Origin of the sequence: Streptomyces sp. NPDC020807 (genome assembly GCF_040641575.1) — a bacterium.
GTDB lineage: Bacteria > Actinomycetota > Actinomycetes > Streptomycetales > Streptomycetaceae > Streptomyces.
In genome coordinates this window covers 95,361-112,413 of the sequence record NZ_JBFADU010000007.1, presented here as the reverse complement: position 1 = coordinate 112,413, position 17,053 = coordinate 95,361, and the positions used below count along the sequence as shown (strand labels likewise).

Below are 17,053 nucleotides of genomic sequence, written 5' to 3'. Positions count from 1 at the left end.
GTGAGTGCCTTGCGGCCGTCCGGGTGGTCTAGGTGACGGTGACGAAGACGCTGTGCCGGCCGCTCGCCCCGTCGGGGATGGTCCGGGTGCGCTGTTCGGTCTGGACCTGGCCGGTGCCGTCGGTGGCGCGGACGGTGATGTTGTGTCCGCCGGGCGTGGCGTTCCAGCGGTAGGACCACTGGCGCCAGGTGTCGACGCCTGCCTGTGCGGCGAGGTCGGCGTCCTGCCACGGCCCGTCGTCGACACGGATCTGGACACGGGTGATGCCGCGGTGCTGGGCCCAGGCGACACCGGCGACGGTGACCGTTCCGGCGGTCGGGCGGGCGAAGGGCTTGGGGGTGTCGATGCGGGACTGGGTCTTGATCGGCGCCTTGCGGGCCCACTTCCGCTTGACCCAGTACGGGTCGTAGGCGTCGAAGGTGGTGAGCTCGATGTCCTCGATCCACTTGCAGGCCGAGACGTAGCCGTACAGGCCGGGGACGAGCATGCGGACGGGGAAGCCGTGGTCGAACGGGAGCGGCTCGCCGTTCATGCCGACCGCGAGGATCGCGTCGCGGCCGTCCATCACGTCCTCGACCGGGGAGCCGAGGGTCATGCCGTCCACGGAGCGCGCCACCAGCTGATCGGCCCGACCGCCCTTCGAGGGCGGCCGGACGCCGGCTTCCTCCAGGAGGTCGGCGAGGGGTACGCCGAGCCAGCGGGCGTTGCCGATGTAGGGGCCGCCGACCTCGTTCGAGACGCAGGTCAGGGTGATGTCACGTTCGACGAGCGGCCGGGCGATGAGCTGGTCGAGGGTGTAGGTGCGGGGCTGGCTGACCCCCTTGCCGTGGATCCGCAGCCGCCAGGTTCCGGCGTCGACCTTGGGCACGGTCAGGGCGGTGTCGACGCGGTAGAAGTCGGAGTTGGGAGTGGTGAAGGCGGTGATGCCGGGCACCTTCAGCTGAACACCGGCCGGGACCGCGGGGGCCGGGGAGGCCGGCTTGGGAAGCACCAGGTTCTCCCGGGAGGCGACGGCGCCTTGGCCTTGCCTGCCGGTGAAGTACCGGCCCAGTGCGCCGGCCGAGGTAGCGGCGACGGCAGTCACAACGGCCGCGGTGAGGAACCCGCGCCTGTTCCACCCCGCGTTGCCTGCCTGACCGTCCGGGGCGGGACCGGGGGCGGCTTCGGTCGCCAGCACGTACAGGGCGACAGCTCCCGCGACCGCTCCGGCGATCGAAGGCAGCACGTCACCGGCGCCGGTGGAATCGGGACGGCTGAGAGCCGCGGCAGCACCGACGATCCCGAACAGCAGTACCCCCGCGGCGCCGGTGCGTCGGTGCGACAGGGAGAGGACGCCGAGGCCGATGGCGATGAGGGCGAGGATCGCGAGGATGCCCAGCTGGAGAACGATCTTGTCGTTCTCTCCGAACGTGCGGATCGCGAAGTCCTTCACCGCGGCAGGCGTCCGGTCGATCACCGCTCCGCCCACCACGGTCACCGGCCCGGCCGCGGGCCGGACCAGTCCGGCCACCAGCTCGGCCACGGCCAGAGCCGTGAACGCGGCCAGGAATCCGGCCAGTGCGCCGAGTGCGGCGCGGACGAGTTTGCTGCGGAGGCTGCTCACGTTGCTGCATTCGGTATCCACCGCCCGGCGGATTGGTCCGACTCCCGAAAGAGTGAAGTCCCTTGTCGGTGTTGCCTTACGTGGCGGGCGTGGAGGCGGTGGCTCGACCAGGGGCACGGGTGCGCGGAGAGGAGCCCGTGGCGGGCGGGCCGCGGTCGCCCGGGAGGCGGGTGGGCCTCCAGGCGCGGGGGCCGAGGTGGCCGCAGTACGCGCCGCCCGCACAGTGCCAGTACGGCCGGCGGGAAGGCCAGCGACACGGCGGTGCAGCACGCCATGGCGATCGCCACCGCCGGGCCCCGGGTCCGCTCGGAGGGCAGGTCGCTCAGGACGAGCGTCATCATGGCGCTGGCGTTGGCGTTGGCGTTGGCGTTGGCGTTGGCGTTGGCGTTGGTCGCGGCGCTGGCGGGCACGGGCGGCGCTGTGGCGCGGCACGCCGCTGTCATCGCCCGGTGGGAGTCGGGCTGTTCGGCGATTTCCTCGCGGGCGCGGGCGGCAAGGAGCGTGCCGTCAGTCTGGGAGAAGGCGGCGTCCAGGTCTGCTTGAGCGGCCGCGGGTCCTGCCAGGTGCACGCTCGTGCCGCCGACCGAGGCCGCCGCCTTCGTGACGGCGGCCAAGCGGGCGGACCCGCCGTCGGGTTCGGCGGCGATCATCCGTCGGCTCCCGCAGCGTCACGTCCCCGCCGGTCTGCGCGACCTCACCGAGACGGACGGTGTAAGGGCCGGCGGCAACAGCCAGGATCAGCCACCACGGCAACACGATGTACGGCCTTGCACGGCGGAGCCTCAGCACGAAGCCATCCCTCTGTACTGCTGCCGGGGGCGGGCTGCGGGCGGCGGCGGAGCACTGCACCTGATTGCTGTTCTCATCCGCTTCGGCACGGCAGCGGGGCAGGAATGGCAGTCAGCGCTGGAGATCACCTGGACGTCAGCTCGGGACTTTGCCCGGATTCCGGCAATCCATCGCGACAGTCGTGACGAATCGTTACTGAAAGCAGCACTGAACGGCCTGCCTCAGCGTCAGCCACTGGGTTCCCGGCCCCTCGGACGAACGCGCGGCCCGCCAGGCCCGCCAAACCGCGGCACGACTCCTGGAACAGGAGGCGGACGCCTGCCCTCGCGAGGTCGCCGACGATCTCGTACTGATCCCCTCGGAGTTGGTCGGCAACGCGGTGCTCCACGCCGCCGGACCTTACGCGCTCACCTTGAGCCTGGAGCAGGGCCAGGCGGGCATGGCCGTCAGCGACGGGACGGCGGAACTGGCCGGGAGTCATCGAGAAGGGCGGCGCAAGGAGACGGGAGCCGGGGGCTGAGGATCGTACGTGCGCTGGGGGCGGACCTCTTCGTCAGCCCCTCCGACCGGGGCAAGCAGGTCATCGCGGTTCTCACCTGGTAGCCCGGTGGCAGAGGCCTGGGTACCACGGGCGGCTGTGCCGACAGCCGCCCGCGGCCGATCCGCTCGGAGCACGCTGTCTCCGGGCGGATCAACGGTCCGCGCCACCCCGTCTTGAAGGCGGCGGACCGGAGCTCTTCTCGCGGTGCTCGATCAGGCGTTGACGCAGGTGTTGCCGAAGGACGGGTTCAGCAGCCCGATCACGCTGACGGTGTTACCGCACGCGTTGACCGGGATGTGAACGGGAATCTGCACGAGGTTGCCCGAGCCGACTCCCGGCGAGTGGGCGGCCACGCCCTGTGCACCGGCATCGGCCGATGCCATCGACGCGCCACCGACGACCACCGCACCGGCCGCAAGCGCCACCGCCAGACCATTCCGCACACGAACCATGTGAACTACCTCCCATGAAGGTGCCTCGGCCGAGCAACCCGCGCGGCCGGTGAGGAGAACGAGAGAGCGTCGCTCCGCTCACCTCACGCACCGTCTTCGCCGCCGTCCGCCCTCCGGCTTGGCGCCTGCGCCCGCCTTCCCTCGAACGAGTTAATCGGCGGTGGATGTGTGACGAAGCACCACCCATCCACCCGCCGGTCCGCTACGAAGAACCGACGAAGCACCCACAGGTTTCGGGACCGGGCCGCCGCCGGGCGGTCCGGCACGATCCAGCGACGACTCGAGGACCGGCATGCGATGGACGCCCCGCCCCCCGACGGCCGGCCCAGGCCGCCCCTTCGCCTTCTCACCACGACCGGAGCGGCGCAGGTGAACCAGCCGCTTCCCTTCGCCGCCGGCCGCCAGGGCCGCCCCGCCCCCAGCGACCTGACCGAAACCATGGGCAAGGTGGCGCGCGGTGACAAGCAGGCCTTCTCCGCCCTCTACGACGCCCTGGCACCCCTGGTGTTCGGCATCGTCCTCAAAGTGGTGCGCGACCGGGCGCAGTCCGAGGAGGTCGCCCAGGAAGTCATGATCGACTTGTGGCGGCAGGCCGCCCGTTACCGGCCTGACGCCGGCAGCGTGCAGACGTGGGCGGCGACCATCGCCCACCGCCGGTCCGTGGACCGGGTCCGCTCCGCCCAGGCAGCCGCCGACCGCGAGCACGCCCAGGCCGCCCGCGAGCACGCCACCGCCTTCGACGAGGTCAGCGAACAGGTCGAGACCCGCCTGGAGTCCGAGCAGGTACGCCGCTGCCTGCGCGGCCTGACCGAAGTGCAACGGCAGGCCGTGACCCTGGCCTACTACCAGGGGCTGACCTACCGTGAAGTCGCCGAAGCCCTGCGCACGCCTCTGCCCACCATCAAGACACGCATGCGCGACGGACTCATCCGGCTCCGCGACTGCATGGGGGTGACCGCATGAACCACCACACCACCGACGCCCACACCCTCGCCGCCGCCTACGCCCTGGGCGCACTCGACGACGACGAACGCAGGGAGTTCGACGCCCACCTCCGGACGTGCGAGGCATGCCGCCAGGAAGCCGCCGAGTTCCAGGCGACCACGGCGCGCCTGGCGGCCGCGGTCGCCCAGCCGCCGCCTCCCGGAGCCAAAGCGCAGGTCATGGCCGCCGTCGACGGCGTGCGTCAGCTGCCCCCACGCGTTCCCGCCGCCAGTACGGCGCCCTTCCTCGGCGGCGTCCTGCGCCGCCGTGCCGTATCCCTGGCGCTGGCCGCCGGCGTGGCCGCCGTCGCACTGGGCGGCGTCGCGGTGTGGCAGACGCGGAACGGACAGGAGCTGGAACAGCAGGCCCGCCAGGCCCAGCAGCAGCTCGACGAGGTCAGTGCCGTCCTGGCGGCCCCGGACGCCCAGACCGTTCATGGCAAGGCCGCGAACGGGGCCCTGACCACCGTCGTCTCCTCCGAGCAGCGGAACCAGGCCGTCTTCACCGCCGCCAACCTGCCGGCGCCCGGCGCCGGGAAGACCTATCAGCTGTGGCTCGACCACGACGGCACGATGCTCCCGGCCGGTCTGATCGACCACGACGGCACGGTGATCCTCGCCGGGAACCCTGCCGACGCGGGCGCCGTCGGCCTCACCCTCGAACCCGACGGAGGATCCCCCCAGCCCACCACCGACCCGCTGCTGCTGATGGTCCTGCCCGCCTGACCAGGTGCTCCGCAGCGATCAGCGATCGAGGTCTCTCATGGCAAGCGTCCCGGAGATCGCGGACATCGTCGGCGACTTCTGCCTGCGCGGCGGACATCGGGACGGCGAAACCTTCCACCGCCGCGACCAGACCCTGGGCGAGCGGCGCGGCAAGCCGCTCGTTCCCGTCTTCCACCCCGGCGACGACACACCGGTGTGCACCGCACAGCTCTGCTCCTACTCCGACGGCCTGGACCAACTCCAGTCCGCCGGTGCCGCCCCGGCCTGCGCCGGCCGGTTTTCGTCATAGCCGCCACGGCCGCCTGCACCGGAAGCACGTCACCGCCATGGGCGCCAGCCACCCGCCCGCCGTCACGCTGAGCACGCGCCTCGCCGGCCTCACCGGCCTCACCGGCTCGCCGGCCTCGCCGGCTGAACCGGCGCAGCTCCTCGACCGGACCTTCCCCCTCGCGGTCACACGTCACGCCAATCCGATCGCCCGACTGCTGCGAAGTACGGGTGAAACGCGGCAGTCGGGCGGCGTGTCGAGTGGTGGGAGCGATGGTGGTCGAACAGCGCAAGGCGGCGGTCGTGGGCTCCGGCGTGGCGGGCCTGACGGCCGCCTACGTCCTGGCGTCCTCGTACGAGGTCACCCTGTACGAGGCGGACGGGCGGCTCGGCGGCCACGCCCACACCCGTGCGCTGCCCGGCCCCGGCGGCCAGACACTTGCCGTGGACTCGGGGTTCATCGTGCACAACGAGCGCACCTACCCCACCCTCCTGAGGTTGTTCCGGGAGCTGGAGATCGGCACGCAGGACGCCGAGATGAGCATGTCGGTCCGGTGCGACGGGTGCGGACTGGAGTACGCGGGTGCCCGGGGCGCGGCGGGGCTGTTCGCCTCCCGTGCCGCCCTGCGGGCCCGGTACCTTCGGCTCCTGGCGGAGGTACCGGTCTTCCACCGGGGCGCCCGGCGGCTGCTGGCGCGCCGGGCTCATGGGGGTGTCACCTTCGGGGATTTCCTGCGTGAGGGCGGGTTCTCCCCCTACTTCGTCCGTCACTTCGCCCTGCCGCTCGTCGCCTCGGTGTGGTCCTGCCCGGCCCGCACCGCGCTGTCGTACCCGGCCGCCTACCTGTTCGCTTTCCTGCACCATCACGGTCTGCTGTCGATCACGGGTTCCCCGCAGTGGAAGACCGTCACCGGTGGCTCGACCGCCTACGTCACCGCCGCCGCCAAACGCGTCCAGCGCATCCGCACCTCCAGCCCGGTCGACGCCGTCCGGCGCACGGGCCGGGGCGCCCTCGTCACCACCGGCGACGGCGCCACCGACGCGTACGACGCCGTGGTCATCGCCACGCACCCCGACCAGGCGCTGCGCCTGCTCGCGGACCCCACCCCCGACGAGAAGCGGCTCCTGGGCGCCTTCACGTACTCGCGCAACCCCACCGTGCTGCACACCGACACCTCCCTCCTGCCCCGCTCTCCGAAGGCACGGGCCAGCTGGAACTACCGCATGACCGGCTGCGAGCCCTCCACCGCACCCGTACACGTCAGCTACGACATGGAGCGCCTCCAGCGTCTGCCCGCAGGCTCCGGCTACGTCGTCACGCTGGGTGGTGATACCGGTGTCGCCGCGGACCGGGTGGTGGAGCGGATGGTCTACGAGCACCCGGTGTACACGCCCACGTCGGTCGCGGCGCAGAAGGAACTGCCTCGTCTCAACACCGGGGTGACCGCGTACGCGGGGGCCTGGCACGGCTGGGGGTTCCACGAGGACGGCTGCCGCTCCGGCGTGGAAGCAGCCCGCTCCTTGGGGGTGAGCTGGTGACCAGGACCGGGACGACCGCCGCGTTCACGTCGGTCGAGGCGCCGGCGCTGTACGAGTGCGTGATCACGCACGTCCGTCGCACGCCGCTGCACCACACGCTGCGGCACGACACCTACCTGTGGTGCGTGGACCTCGACCACCTGCCGGAGCTGCCCCGGCCACTGCGTCCGCTCGCCCGGTTCGACGCCCGTGACCACTTCGGCGGCACCGCCGGCTCCCTCCGCGCCGGGCTCGACGCCTTCCTCGCCGCGCACGGCATCGACCTGGGCGGCGGGCGGGTGGTGATGCTGGCGCACGCCCGGGTGTTCGGGTACGTCTTCAACCCGCTGAGCGTGTACTGGTGCCACGATCCCGCCGGCGTCCTGGTGTGCGTCGTCGCGGAGGTCCACAACACCTACGGGCAGCGCCACTGCTACCTGCTGCGGACGGACGAGGCGGACGAGGCCATGGCGGACAAGACCTTCTACGTCTCGCCGTTCTTCGCGGTCGAGGGCCGCTACCGGATGCGTCTGCCGCTGCCCGGGGAGCGCCTGGCCCTGACCGTCCACCTGGAGAACGACGACGGCAGGGCGTTCACCGCGGTCGTCCGCGGCCGCCGCCGGCCCGCGACCGTGCCCGCGCTGCTGGCCGCGGCCGCGCGCAGACCCTGGTCCACCGCGGCGGTCTCGGCCGGCATCCGCCGCCACGGCGTCCACCTGCTGCTGCGCGGACTCCCCGTGCACCCGCGTCCCCGTTCCGCTCCGCAGAAAGGCATGCTGTCGTGACCCGCCCCGTCCTCACCTCCGAGAGCCGCTCCCGGCTCGCCTGCCGCACCCTCGACGTCCCCGAGCAGACGCCGCCGGGCGGCCCCGCGACCGCCGCGCCCCTCAGCCGTTCGGACGTCGACGCCGACCACTGGCCGGACGTGGTGCGGATCCCCTCGGCCGGCCCCGCCCGGACCGCCGTCGCCAGGTATCTGGTGAGCCGGGCCCTGGACAAGTTGTCCCTGACCGGTCCTCCGGCCGGTACGCGTCCTTCGGCGGCGGGCCCGCAGCTGACGCTCCACGACTCCGATGCCTTTTACCGGCGCATCGGGCGTGACGGGCTGATCGGCTTCGGCGAGTCCTACGTGGCAGGCGAATGGGACAGCAACGATCTGGCCGGCGTCCTCACCGTGCTCGCCGGTCACGTCGACGAGCTGGTCCCCGCTTCGCTGCGCCGGCTGCGTGGCCGATGGGTGTCCGCCCGCCCGGCCTGGGACCGGAACACCCGTGAGGGGGCCCGTGCCAACATCCAGCGCCACTACGACCTGTCCAACGACCTGTTCGCCGCGTTCCTCGACCCCACCCTCACCTACTCCTCCGCGATCTTCGGCGTCTTTCCCGCCCGCTTCGAGTCCCTCGCCGCCGCCCAGCACCGCAAGATCGACCGGCTCCTGGACCTCGCCGCCGTTGGTGAGGGCACCCGGCTCCTGGAGATCGGCACCGGCTGGGGCGAGCTCGCCCTGCGGGCAGCCGCCCGCGGCGCCCGGGTCACCACCCTGACCCTCTCCGCCGAGCAGGCCGCCCTCGCCCGCGAGCGGATCGCCGCGGCCGGTCTCGCCGACCGGGTGGACGTCCAGCTGCGCGACTACCGCGACGCGGAAGGGCGGTACGACGCCGTCGTCAGCGTCGAGATGATCGAGGCGGTCGGTGCCGAGTACTGGCCCGCCTACTTCACCGCCCTGCGCCGCGCGCTCGCCCCCGGCGGCAGGATCGCCCTGCAGGCCATCACCATGGGCCACCGGCAGATGCTCCACACCGCCGCCACCCACACCTTCATCAGCAAGTACGTCTTCCCCGGCGGCCTGATCCCCTCCCGCGAGGCCATCGCCGAGCACTCCGCCGCCGCCGGCCTGCGCACGGCCGCCGACGACGGCTTCGGCGAGCACTACGCCGAGACCCTGCGCCTGTGGCGGGAACGGTTCACCACCCAGCGCCCCGCCGTCACCGGCCTCGGCTTCGACCCGGTCTTCCAGCGCATGTGGGAGTTCTACCTCGCCTACTCGGAAGCCGGATTCCGCTCCCGCTACCTCGACGTCCGCCAGCTCCTCCTCACCGAAGGAACCCCCCGATGAGCCCCGCCGCCGACCGACTCGCCCAACTCCTCGGCCACTTCCTCCCGGGGCCGCTCCCCGTACGCGTCCGGGCCTGGGACGGCAGCCAGACGGGCCCCGCCGACGCGCCCCTGGTGATCCTCCGCTCGCCCGACGCGCTGCGCCGCCTTGTGTGGCAACCGGGCGAACTCGGCCTGGCCGAGGCGTACGTCACCGGCGACCTGGACGTCGAGGGCGACCTCGCCGACGCCCTCTCCACGGCCGGCCGAAGCGTCCGCGACCGGCCCGCGACACGCCCCGGACCGGCGGGGATGGCCGCGGCCACCGCCCTCGCCGTACGCCTCGGTGCCGTCGGACCGCCCCCGAAGCGCCCCGACGGGCGGGCCCGCCTGACCGGTGGTCTTCACAGCGTTGCGCGGGACCGCGCGGGAATCAGCCACCACTACGACCTCTCCAACGACTTCTACGCGCTCCTGCTCGACGAGTCGATGGCGTACTCCTGCGCCTACTGGACCCGGCCCGACGACGCGGCCTACACCCTGGCCGACGCCCAGCGCGACAAGCTCGACCTGATCTGCCGCAAACTCGGCTTGGGTCCGGGAAATCGGCTGCTCGACGTCGGCTGCGGATGGGGCTCCCTCACCGTCCACGCGGCCCGCGCATACGAAGCCCGTGTCACCGCGGTCACCCTGTCCCGCGCCCAGCACGACTTCGTCACGGAGCGGGCGGCACGCGAGGGCGTGGCCGATCTCGTGGACGTCCAGCTGCGGCACTGGCGCGACATCGACGGCGGCGGCTACGACGCGGCCGCCGCCGTCGAGATGGGCGAGCACGTCGGCGACACCGAGTACCCCGCCTTCGCCGCCAAGCTCCACGACGTGCTGCGTCCCGGGGGCCGGCTCATGGTCCAGCAGATGTCCCGGGGTTCCCACGCGCCCGGCGGAGGCGCCTTCATCGAGACGTACATCGCCCCCGACATGCACATGCGCCCCGTCGGCCGCACCGTGGACATCCTGGAAGAAGCGGGAATGGAGACGCGTTCCGTGGAGGCCCTCCGCGAGCACTACGCGACCACCATCGACGCCTGGCGCGCCACCCTCGAACAGCGCTGGAGCGACATCGAGGCCCTCGTCGGGACGACGACCGCCCGGATCTGGCGCCTGTACCTCGCCGGCGCGTCGCTCGCCTTCTCCGAACGTCGCATGGGCGTCGACCAGATCCTCGCCGTACGGCCCACCCGCGAAGGCGCCTCGGACATGCCGGCCACCCCCGCCGCCTGGTACGCCACCGGGAGCCGGACGTGAACAGCACCGACTGGGGAGGCCTCGGCGTCAACCTCGCCGCCGCCGCGGCGACGGCCGGGGCGGTGCTCCTCGCCACCTTCGCCGTCGCCGTTCGCCGCGGACTGCACCGGATCGTCGACATCGTCTGGGGGCTCGCCTTCGCCGCCGTCGCCGCCGTGACCTGGATGCTGTCCGCCGGGCACGGCGACGACGGACGCCGCCTGGTCGTCGCCGCCGCGACCGTCCTGTGGGGGCTGCGACTGTCCGCCCACATCGCCCACCGCTCCCGCGGACACGGCGAGGACCCGCGCTACACCGCCCTCCTCGACAAGGCCCCCGGAAACCGGACCCTCTACGCACTACGCACCGTCCACCTCGGCCAGGCGGCCCTTGTCTGGCTGATCTCCCTCCCCGTCCAGGCCGCCTCCTACAGCTCCGCGCCCCTGGACGCCCTGGCGTACTGCGCTCTCGCGGTATGGGCGGCAGGGCTCGCCTTCGAGACCGTCGGCGACCACCAGCTCGCCCGCTTCAAGGCGGACCCCGCCAACCGGGGCCGGATCATGGACGGCGGTCTGTGGGCCTGGACCCGGCACCCCAACTACTTCGGGGACGGCCTCGTCTGGTGGGGCCTCTACCTGCTCGCCTGCACCGCATGGCAGCCGGCCCTTGCCGTGCTCGTCTCCCCCGTCTTCATGACCATGCTGCTGACCATCGGCAGCGGCAAGCGCCTCCTGGAGAAGCACATGGCCCACCGCCCCGGCTACGCCGAGTACGCAGCCCGCACCAGCGGTTTCCTCCCCCTGCCACCCCGCAAAGCCGTTCGCGGGGGAAGCCGGAGCGCATGACATGAGCGGATCCGCGCGGAGCAGCGCCTTCCCCGCTCTCCACCTGCCCGAGCCCCGGTTTCTGCCCGCCGCAGGTGCGGTACTGCTCCTGCACGGCGGACGTGCGGACTCCCTCGCACCACCGCGGCCCCTCAACCTGCCCGACCTGCGGATGAGGGCTTTCGGCCGTGCGCTCGGCCAGGACCCCCGCCACGCCGACGTCCTCATCGGTTACGTCCGCTACCGGATGCGCGGCTGGAACGGCGAGCGCGCCGACCCCGTCCACGACACGCGCCGGGCCCTGGCCGAACTCGCCGACCTGGCCGGCCCTCTGCCCGTGGTGCTGCTCGGGCACTCCATGGGCGCCCGGGCCGCGCTGCGCGCCGCCGACGATCCGCACGTCCGCGGCGTCGTGGCACTCGCTCCCTGGTGCCCTCCCGGCGAGCCGGTCACCCACCTGGCGCACCGCACCGTGATCGCCCTCCATGATCCGGCCGACCGGATCACCTCGGCCACCGACACGTGGGCCCACCTCCGCCGCGCTGAGGCGGCCGGAGCCCGCGTCCGAGCCATCCGCATGCCTGCCGGCCGCCACACCATGATCAGCCGCTCACGCCTCTGGCACAGCCTCGCCGCCCGCAGCACAGCCGACGTCCTCGGTCTGGATTCCCCGCCCAGCACCTCCACCCCGGAGACAATGTGGGGCGCAGGACCGCTGGACGCCGCCATGTTCATCCCGGCCGCCGGTGAACGTCACCCGATCCGCCTGCGCCGCAGCCACTGAACGTTTCCCGGACGCCTGCCCCGGCGCCCTTTTGACCGAAGGAACCCCATGTCCCCTGCTCGTTCCGCGCTTCTGCTCGCCGGTCTGATGGCCTCGGCGGGCCTCGCTCACTTCGTGGCGCCCCGGCAGTTCGACGCCATCGTGCCGCGCTCTCTGCCGGGTGGCCCCCGGGCCTGGACCACGGCCGGCGGCGTGGTCGAACTGGCTCTGGGAGCCGGTCTCGCACTGCCGGCGACCCGAAGGGCGAGCGCCCACGCGACCGCCCTGTTCTTCGCCGGAGTGTTCCCGGCGAACGTCAAGATGGCCTACGACTGGCGGCACCGCTCGACGACCGCAAGAGCCGTCGCGTATGCGCGGCTTCCCCTCCAGGTCCCTCTGATTCTCTGGGCCCGCCACGCGGGCATGCCGGACGTCAGGCGTGGCCCCGCCGGCGGCGACGGGTGAGAAGGAGCACTGAGGTGGAGACAAGTGTGAGCACTTGGGCGATGACGACGAGATTCTTGTCGGTGAACCAGGCCGGTTCGTCCATGCTGGGCAGGGGGCCGAGTTCGCCGATGTCGACGTAGCGGTAGAGCAGGAGGGCCGCAAGTCCGCCGGCGGCGACGGTCCAGGCGAAGGCGTCGGCCAGGGGGTGGCGCCGGCCAAGGGGTGGCGCCGGACAAGGAGCGGCAGCGCCGCGAGTGCGGCGGTGGCGGCTTCGATCCTGAAGGGTGCTCTGGCTGGGGGTGGCGCTGACGGCGTCGTACCTTTCGGCGAGACGCGCCTCGGCGGCCCTGGCCGTCACGGTGTGGGAAGCGGAGTCCTCGTTCACCACGGACACCCTGGCTCCGGGTGCGACAGCCAGGTCGACCGGCTCGAAACGGAAGTCCTGGTGATCGAGCCGGAGGCCACCGAGTGGGGTACGCGACGCGGCAAGGTCCTCGATCCCGAGGGGCACGAGTGGAGCGTGGGAACCTACCGGCCGGGCTGATCCGACGGCGCGACCGGCAGGCCCGCACGGGCGGGCGGGGTGCTCGGCGTTCAGAGCCGGGGGGCGAACCCCGTCAGGAGCGCCGTCGCGTGGGACGCGCCGCTCTCCTCCACCACTTCCGCCGGTGTCTGCGGCGTCCGCACCGTGGCCAGCTCGACCTCCCCGTCACGGTGCAGGAACCCGTGGACTCCCGGCCTCGGGATGCTGTTGTACGCCCAGGGGGCGGAGAAGTAGTAGGCGCCCGTGTCGTGCAGCACCACCAGGTCCCCCTCCGCGAGTTCCGGCAGCAGGCGCTCGTGCGCCACCACGTCCCCGGCGAAGCAGAGGGGACCGGCGATGTCCTGCGGTACGGACGCGGTCTTCCTGGGCCGGCCGTCCGGCCCGTGCGCGGTGATCCTGACCGGCCACGCGTCGGGCATGAACACGGTGCGGAGGGCCACCTGGGCCCCGGCGTGGGTCAGCGCGATCCGCCGGCCGCCCGAGTGTTTGACGTACTCGACCACCGCCGCGGTGAAGCCGTTCTTCGCGAGCAGTGACCGGCCGAACTCCGTGACCACCTGGTAGCGGCCGTCGAGCAGGGCCGGTTCGGCGTCGGTGAGCGCGCGTACGTACTCCTCGAACGTCGGTGTGACCGTTTCGTCGGAGAAGTTGACCGGCAGCCCTCCGCCCAGGTCCAGGCTGGTGACCTGGCGTCTGCCGACGTGCGCGTCGATCTCCTCGGCAAGCCGGTGCAGCGTGGCGAGCCCCCGGGCGATCAGCTGCAGCGAGCAGCCCTGCGAGCCGATGTGGGCGTGCAGGCGGGTCAGCCAGGGGCGTTGCAGGAAGGCGTCGAGGATCCGTGCGCGGGCTCCGGGGTCGTCGAGGGCCACTCCGAACTTCGAGTGCGACGTCGCCGTGCTCATGGCCTCGATGGTGCCGCCGCCGACCTGGGGGTTGACGCGGAGGCCGACGACGGAACGGGAGCGGGCGGGGCGCAGGGCGTCGATGCGCTCGAGTTCGGCAAGGTTGTCCGCGTTGAGCGCGATCCCGAGGGTGAGCGCCTCCCGGATCTCGGCGCGGGTCTTGGCCGGCGAGTCCAGGACGATGCGTTCGGGTGCGAACCCGGCGGCGAGTGCCAGCCGGGTCTCTCCCGGGCTCGCCGTCTCACAGCCCATTCCGGCGTCCGCGAGCAGCCGCAGGACCGGGACGAGCGGGCATGCCTTGACCGCGAAGGCGTGCAGGGCGTCCGGCACGTGGGCGAAGGCCTCATGGAGCGCGGTGACGCTGTCGCGGACCCCCTGGACGTCGATGAAGCCGGCGACGGTTTGCTCTGGTCCCAGGACGCCGTCGGCGGTCGCCCGCCGCAGTACGGACGCGATCTTCTCCTGGTGCGTCATGCCTTCCTTCCTCGCTTTCAGGGGTGCGGCTCCCGGCCGGCCCGGGAGGGTGGAACCGGGGGGCGTGCGCCCGGCGGGCCCTTCCGAGGGCTCGGAGGGCGCGGGCCCGGGGCGCCGGGGCGGCTGCGGCGCGGCGGTCTCGGGGTGGCCGGTCACCGGACGTCCAGCCGCAGGACGTCGTCGATCGTCTCCCGTCGGACGACGACGCGTGCCCTACCGCCACGGACGGCGACGACGGGCGGGCGGGGCTGGGAGTTGTAGTTGTTCGCCATGGAGCGGTGGTACGCACCGGAGGCGGGGACGGCGAGGAGGTCGCCGACGGCGAGGTCGGAGGGCAGGCGGGCGGAGTCCACGACGATGTCGCCGGATTCGCAGTGCCGTCCGCAGACGGTGACCGGCTCGTCCGTGCTCCTGGCCGTGTCCCGGCCCGCCAGAGCGGCCGTGTAGGAGGCGTCGTACAGGGCGGGCCGCATGTTGTCGCTCAGGCCGCCGTCGACGGAGACCCAGGTCCGCAGTCCGGGCTGACGCTTGATCGTGCCCACCGTGTACAGGGTCACGGTCGTGGGTCCCGCGATGGCCCGGCCGGGCTCCACGGCGAGTCTCGGCATCGGCACGCCCGCCCCGGCACAGGCTTTCCGCACCCGGTCGATGACGGTGGGGGCGAGGTCCCGTACGTCGAGGGGTTCGTCGTCGGGCAGGTAGGCGATGCCCAGGCCTCCGCCCAGGTCGAGTCGCCGTAGGAGCGTGCCGTGGGTGCGTGCGGTGTCGGCCATCAGGCCGACGAGCCGGTCGGCGGCCGTCTCGAAGACGTCGGGACGCAGGATCTGGGAGCCGAGGTGGCTGTGCAGGCCCACGAGCTCCAGGCCGGACGCGCCCAGGGCGTGGGAGATGGCGCGGTGGGCGCTTCCGGTGGACAGGGAGAAGCCGAACTTCTGGTCGTCGGTGCCCGTGGTGATGTGGGCGTGGGTGTGCGCCTCCACGCCGGGTGTGACGCGGACGAGGACCTGCTGTCGCGTGCCCCGGTGGGTGGCGATGTCCGACAGCCGGGCTATCTCGTCGTGGGAGTCGACGACGACGAGGGAGACGCCGTGGTCGACGGCTTCCGCCAGTTCGGCCACCGACTTGTTGTTGCCGTGGAAGATCACCGAGGATCCCGGGATCCCCGCGCGCCGCGCCGTGCGCAGCTCGCCCGCGGAGCAGACGTCGATTCCCAGGCCTTCGTCCTTCAGCCAGGTGGCGACCTGGTGGCAGAGGAACGCCTTGGCGGCGTAGAAGACGTCGTGGCCGGTGAAGGCCGCGCGCCAGGACCGGCAGCGGGCGCGGAAGTCGTCCTCGTCGAGGACGAAGGCCGGGGTGCCGAACTCCTCGGCGACGTCGCTCAGGAGCACGCCGCCGATCTCCAGGCCGTCGATGCCGCTCGTGGTCGTGGCGGGCCACAGGTGCGGAGGGATGTGCATGGTGGGGTCTGCCCTTCGGAATGGCGCTCAGTGGGCGGTGAGGAACCGGTGGAGGACACGGACGCCGAATTCGAGGCCGGACAGGGGCACCCGCTCGTCCACTCCGTGGAACATGGCGTAGTAGTGCAGGTGGGGGTCGAGCAGGAGGGGTGCGAAGCCGTAGGTGCTGATGCCGATCCTCGCGAAGGCCTTGGCGTCGGTCCCCCCGGACTGGATGAACGGCACGGGGTGGGCCTGGGGGTCCTGGCTGCGGATCGCTTCGGCCATCGCGCCGAAGGCCGGCCCTTCGTGATCGGCGGCGACGGCCTCTTCGCAGTTGATGAACTCCCGTGTCACCTTCGGTCCGAGGAGCCGGTCGACGGTCTCCACGAAGGCGTTCTGTTCGCCGGGCAGGAACCTGCCGTCGACCTCGGCGTGGGCGCGTGAGGGGATGACGTTGACCTTGTGGCCGGCTGTCAGCACGGTGGGGTTGAGAGTGTTGCGGATGGTGCAGTCGAACAGTTCACCGAGTCCGCCGAGGCGGTTCGCCTCCTCCTCCAGCCGATCGCGGTCGATTCGGATCCCGAGGGTCCGGTCGAGGGCGTCGAGCAGGGTGCGGACGGCAGGGACGAGGCGGGTGGGCCAGCGGTGGGTGGTGAGCCGGGAGAGGGCGTGGATCAGCTCCGCCACCGCGTTGTCCTGTCCGGGGCCCGAGCCGTGTCCCGCGGTGCCGTGGGCGGTGAGCCGCATCCACGCGGTGCCGCGCTCTCCGACGGCGATGGGGTACACGCGGGCGTCCGGTCCGGTGGGGGCGGTCCTCGTCGTGATCGAGAAGCCGCCGGACTCGCTGATCGCCTCCTCGACGCCGGCGAAGTGGTCCCGGTGCGCGGTCGTGACGTGACGGGACCCGTACTCGCCGGTCGACTCCTCGTCCGCGAGGAAGGCGAGGACCAGGTCGCGTCGCGGTTTCTGCCCCGTGCGCGCCCAGGCGCGCACCAGGGCGAGGGTCATGGCGAGCGTTCCCTTCATGTCGACCGCGCCGCGCCCCCACAGGCAGCCGTGGTGGAGGTCTCCGGAAAGGGGGTGCAGCGTCCAGTCGCGGGGCTCGGCGTGCACGGTGTCGAGGTGTCCGTGGACGAGCAGCGGGGGCAGGTCGCGGTTCTCGCCGTCGATCCGGGCCAGGACGCTGGTGCGGCGGTGCCGGGGTTCGGTCAGGGTGGCACGGACACCGGCCGCCTCCAGGGCTTCGGCCACGTACTCCGCGGCTTGCCGCTCGCCGGGCCCCGATCCGTCTCCGGGGTTGGTGGTGTCGATGCGCAGGAGGTCCGAGCACAGTTCGGCGACGTCGGTGGCGTAGCCGTCGTGCAGACCTGGTCGTCTGGTGGCGGTCACAAGCTGCTCCGCGG

At 72.4% G+C, this 17,053-nt stretch carries 17 protein-coding genes; 10 read left to right on the top strand and 7 right to left on the bottom strand.

Annotated features, from left to right (window positions below):
• Positions 1-28: 28 nt before the first annotated feature.
• The 3 genes from AB0G79_RS14105 to AB0G79_RS14095 all read right to left on the bottom strand — a co-directional run bounded on the left by AB0G79_RS14105 (position 29) and on the right by AB0G79_RS14095 (position 3,385).
• The gene (locus AB0G79_RS14105) at positions 29-1,603 is read right to left on the bottom strand and encodes a molybdopterin-dependent oxidoreductase (RefSeq protein ID WP_360805451.1); all 1,575 of its coding nucleotides are present in this window, start codon (positions 1,601-1,603) and stop codon (positions 29-31) included.
• The gene (locus AB0G79_RS14100) at positions 1,600-2,046 is read right to left on the bottom strand and encodes an MMPL family transporter (protein WP_360805923.1); all 447 of its coding nucleotides are present in this window, start codon (positions 2,044-2,046) and stop codon (positions 1,600-1,602) included. Before AB0G79_RS14100 ends, AB0G79_RS14105 begins: the two co-directional genes overlap by 4 nt.
• A 1,099-nt stretch (positions 2,047-3,145) precedes the next feature.
• Positions 3,146-3,385, bottom strand: coding sequence for a chaplin (locus AB0G79_RS14095; RefSeq protein WP_360805448.1), 240 nt, complete (start codon positions 3,383-3,385; stop codon positions 3,146-3,148).
• Positions 3,386-3,823: 438 nt separating this feature from the next.
• Here AB0G79_RS14095 and sigK point away from each other — a divergent pair, with 438 nt between their 5' ends.
• The 10 genes from sigK (at position 3,824) to AB0G79_RS14045 (ending at position 12,309) form a co-directional block, all read left to right on the top strand.
• On the top strand, positions 3,824-4,348 hold the full coding sequence (gene sigK, locus AB0G79_RS14090) for an ECF RNA polymerase sigma factor SigK (RefSeq protein ID WP_360805920.1): 525 nt from the start codon (positions 3,824-3,826) through the stop codon (positions 4,346-4,348).
• Entirely contained in the window at positions 4,345-5,094 is a 750-nt protein-coding gene (locus AB0G79_RS14085; protein ID WP_360805445.1) for an anti-sigma factor, read from the top strand. Before sigK ends, AB0G79_RS14085 begins: the two co-directional genes overlap by 4 nt.
• A 37-nt stretch (positions 5,095-5,131) precedes the next feature.
• On the top strand, positions 5,132-5,383 hold the full coding sequence (locus AB0G79_RS14080; protein ID WP_360805442.1) for a redoxin domain-containing protein: 252 nt from the start codon (positions 5,132-5,134) through the stop codon (positions 5,381-5,383).
• A gap of 251 nt (positions 5,384-5,634) precedes the next feature.
• The gene (locus AB0G79_RS14075) at positions 5,635-6,900 is read left to right on the top strand and encodes an FAD-dependent oxidoreductase (protein WP_360805440.1); all 1,266 of its coding nucleotides are present in this window, start codon (positions 5,635-5,637) and stop codon (positions 6,898-6,900) included.
• Complete coding sequence (locus AB0G79_RS14070; protein WP_360805437.1) at positions 6,897-7,664, top strand: DUF1365 domain-containing protein; 768 nt, start codon at positions 6,897-6,899, stop codon at positions 7,662-7,664. The genes AB0G79_RS14075 and AB0G79_RS14070 overlap by 4 nt, the downstream gene beginning before the upstream one ends.
• On the top strand, positions 7,661-8,995 hold the full coding sequence (locus AB0G79_RS14065) for a cyclopropane-fatty-acyl-phospholipid synthase family protein (RefSeq protein WP_360805434.1): 1,335 nt from the start codon (positions 7,661-7,663) through the stop codon (positions 8,993-8,995). Before AB0G79_RS14070 ends, AB0G79_RS14065 begins: the two co-directional genes overlap by 4 nt.
• The gene (locus AB0G79_RS14060) at positions 8,992-10,278 is read left to right on the top strand and encodes a cyclopropane-fatty-acyl-phospholipid synthase family protein (RefSeq protein ID WP_360805431.1); all 1,287 of its coding nucleotides are present in this window, start codon (positions 8,992-8,994) and stop codon (positions 10,276-10,278) included. The genes AB0G79_RS14065 and AB0G79_RS14060 overlap by 4 nt, the downstream gene beginning before the upstream one ends.
• Positions 10,275-11,102, top strand: coding sequence for a DUF1295 domain-containing protein (locus AB0G79_RS14055; protein WP_360805428.1), 828 nt, complete (start codon positions 10,275-10,277; stop codon positions 11,100-11,102). The genes AB0G79_RS14060 and AB0G79_RS14055 overlap by 4 nt, the downstream gene beginning before the upstream one ends.
• Before the next feature lies 1 nt (position 11,103).
• Entirely contained in the window at positions 11,104-11,865 is a 762-nt protein-coding gene (locus AB0G79_RS14050; protein WP_360805425.1) for an alpha/beta fold hydrolase, read from the top strand.
• Positions 11,866-11,913: 48 nt separating this feature from the next.
• Entirely contained in the window at positions 11,914-12,309 is a 396-nt protein-coding gene (locus tag AB0G79_RS14045) for a hypothetical protein (RefSeq protein ID WP_360805422.1), read from the top strand.
• Here AB0G79_RS14045 and AB0G79_RS14040 read toward each other — a convergent pair.
• The 4 genes from AB0G79_RS14040 to AB0G79_RS14025 all read right to left on the bottom strand — a co-directional run bounded on the left by AB0G79_RS14040 (position 12,278) and on the right by AB0G79_RS14025 (position 17,039).
• Entirely contained in the window at positions 12,278-12,802 is a 525-nt protein-coding gene (locus AB0G79_RS14040) for a hypothetical protein (protein ID WP_360805419.1), read from the bottom strand. The genes AB0G79_RS14045 and AB0G79_RS14040 overlap by 32 nt on opposite strands.
• Before the next feature lie 83 nt (positions 12,803-12,885).
• Positions 12,886-14,211: a diaminopimelate decarboxylase gene (locus AB0G79_RS14035; protein WP_360805416.1), complete on the bottom strand. Its 1,326-nt coding sequence runs from the start codon at positions 14,209-14,211 to the stop codon at positions 12,886-12,888.
• A gap of 152 nt (positions 14,212-14,363) precedes the next feature.
• Positions 14,364-15,668, bottom strand: a complete 1,305-nt coding sequence (gene lysA / locus AB0G79_RS14030; protein ID WP_360805413.1) for a diaminopimelate decarboxylase — start codon at positions 15,666-15,668, stop codon at positions 14,364-14,366.
• A 27-nt stretch (positions 15,669-15,695) separates the two neighbouring features.
• Positions 15,696-17,039, bottom strand: a complete 1,344-nt coding sequence (locus tag AB0G79_RS14025; protein ID WP_360805410.1) for a M20/M25/M40 family metallo-hydrolase — start codon at positions 17,037-17,039, stop codon at positions 15,696-15,698.
• Positions 17,040-17,053 lie beyond the last annotated feature (14 nt).

Coding starts and splice junctions, on each gene's coding strand:
- AB0G79_RS14080 (WP_360805442.1), top strand. CDS start 5,132: ATGGCAAGCGTCCCGGAGATCGCGGACATCGTCGGCGACTTCTGCCTG.
- AB0G79_RS14075 (WP_360805440.1), top strand. CDS start 5,635: ATGGTGGTCGAACAGCGCAAGGCGGCGGTCGTGGGCTCCGGCGTGGCG.
- AB0G79_RS14085 (WP_360805445.1), top strand. CDS start 4,345: ATGAACCACCACACCACCGACGCCCACACCCTCGCCGCCGCCTACGCC.
- AB0G79_RS14050 (WP_360805425.1), top strand. CDS start 11,104: ATGAGCGGATCCGCGCGGAGCAGCGCCTTCCCCGCTCTCCACCTGCCC.
- AB0G79_RS14095 (WP_360805448.1), bottom strand. CDS start 3,385: ATGGTTCGTGTGCGGAATGGTCTGGCGGTGGCGCTTGCGGCCGGTGCG.
- AB0G79_RS14035 (WP_360805416.1), bottom strand. CDS start 14,211: ATGACGCACCAGGAGAAGATCGCGTCCGTACTGCGGCGGGCGACCGCC.
- AB0G79_RS14045 (WP_360805422.1), top strand. CDS start 11,914: ATGTCCCCTGCTCGTTCCGCGCTTCTGCTCGCCGGTCTGATGGCCTCG.
- sigK (WP_360805920.1), top strand. CDS start 3,824: ATGGGCAAGGTGGCGCGCGGTGACAAGCAGGCCTTCTCCGCCCTCTAC.
- AB0G79_RS14060 (WP_360805431.1), top strand. CDS start 8,992: ATGAGCCCCGCCGCCGACCGACTCGCCCAACTCCTCGGCCACTTCCTC.
- AB0G79_RS14100 (WP_360805923.1), bottom strand. CDS start 2,046: ATGACAGCGGCGTGCCGCGCCACAGCGCCGCCCGTGCCCGCCAGCGCC.
- lysA (WP_360805413.1), bottom strand. CDS start 15,668: ATGCACATCCCTCCGCACCTGTGGCCCGCCACGACCACGAGCGGCATC.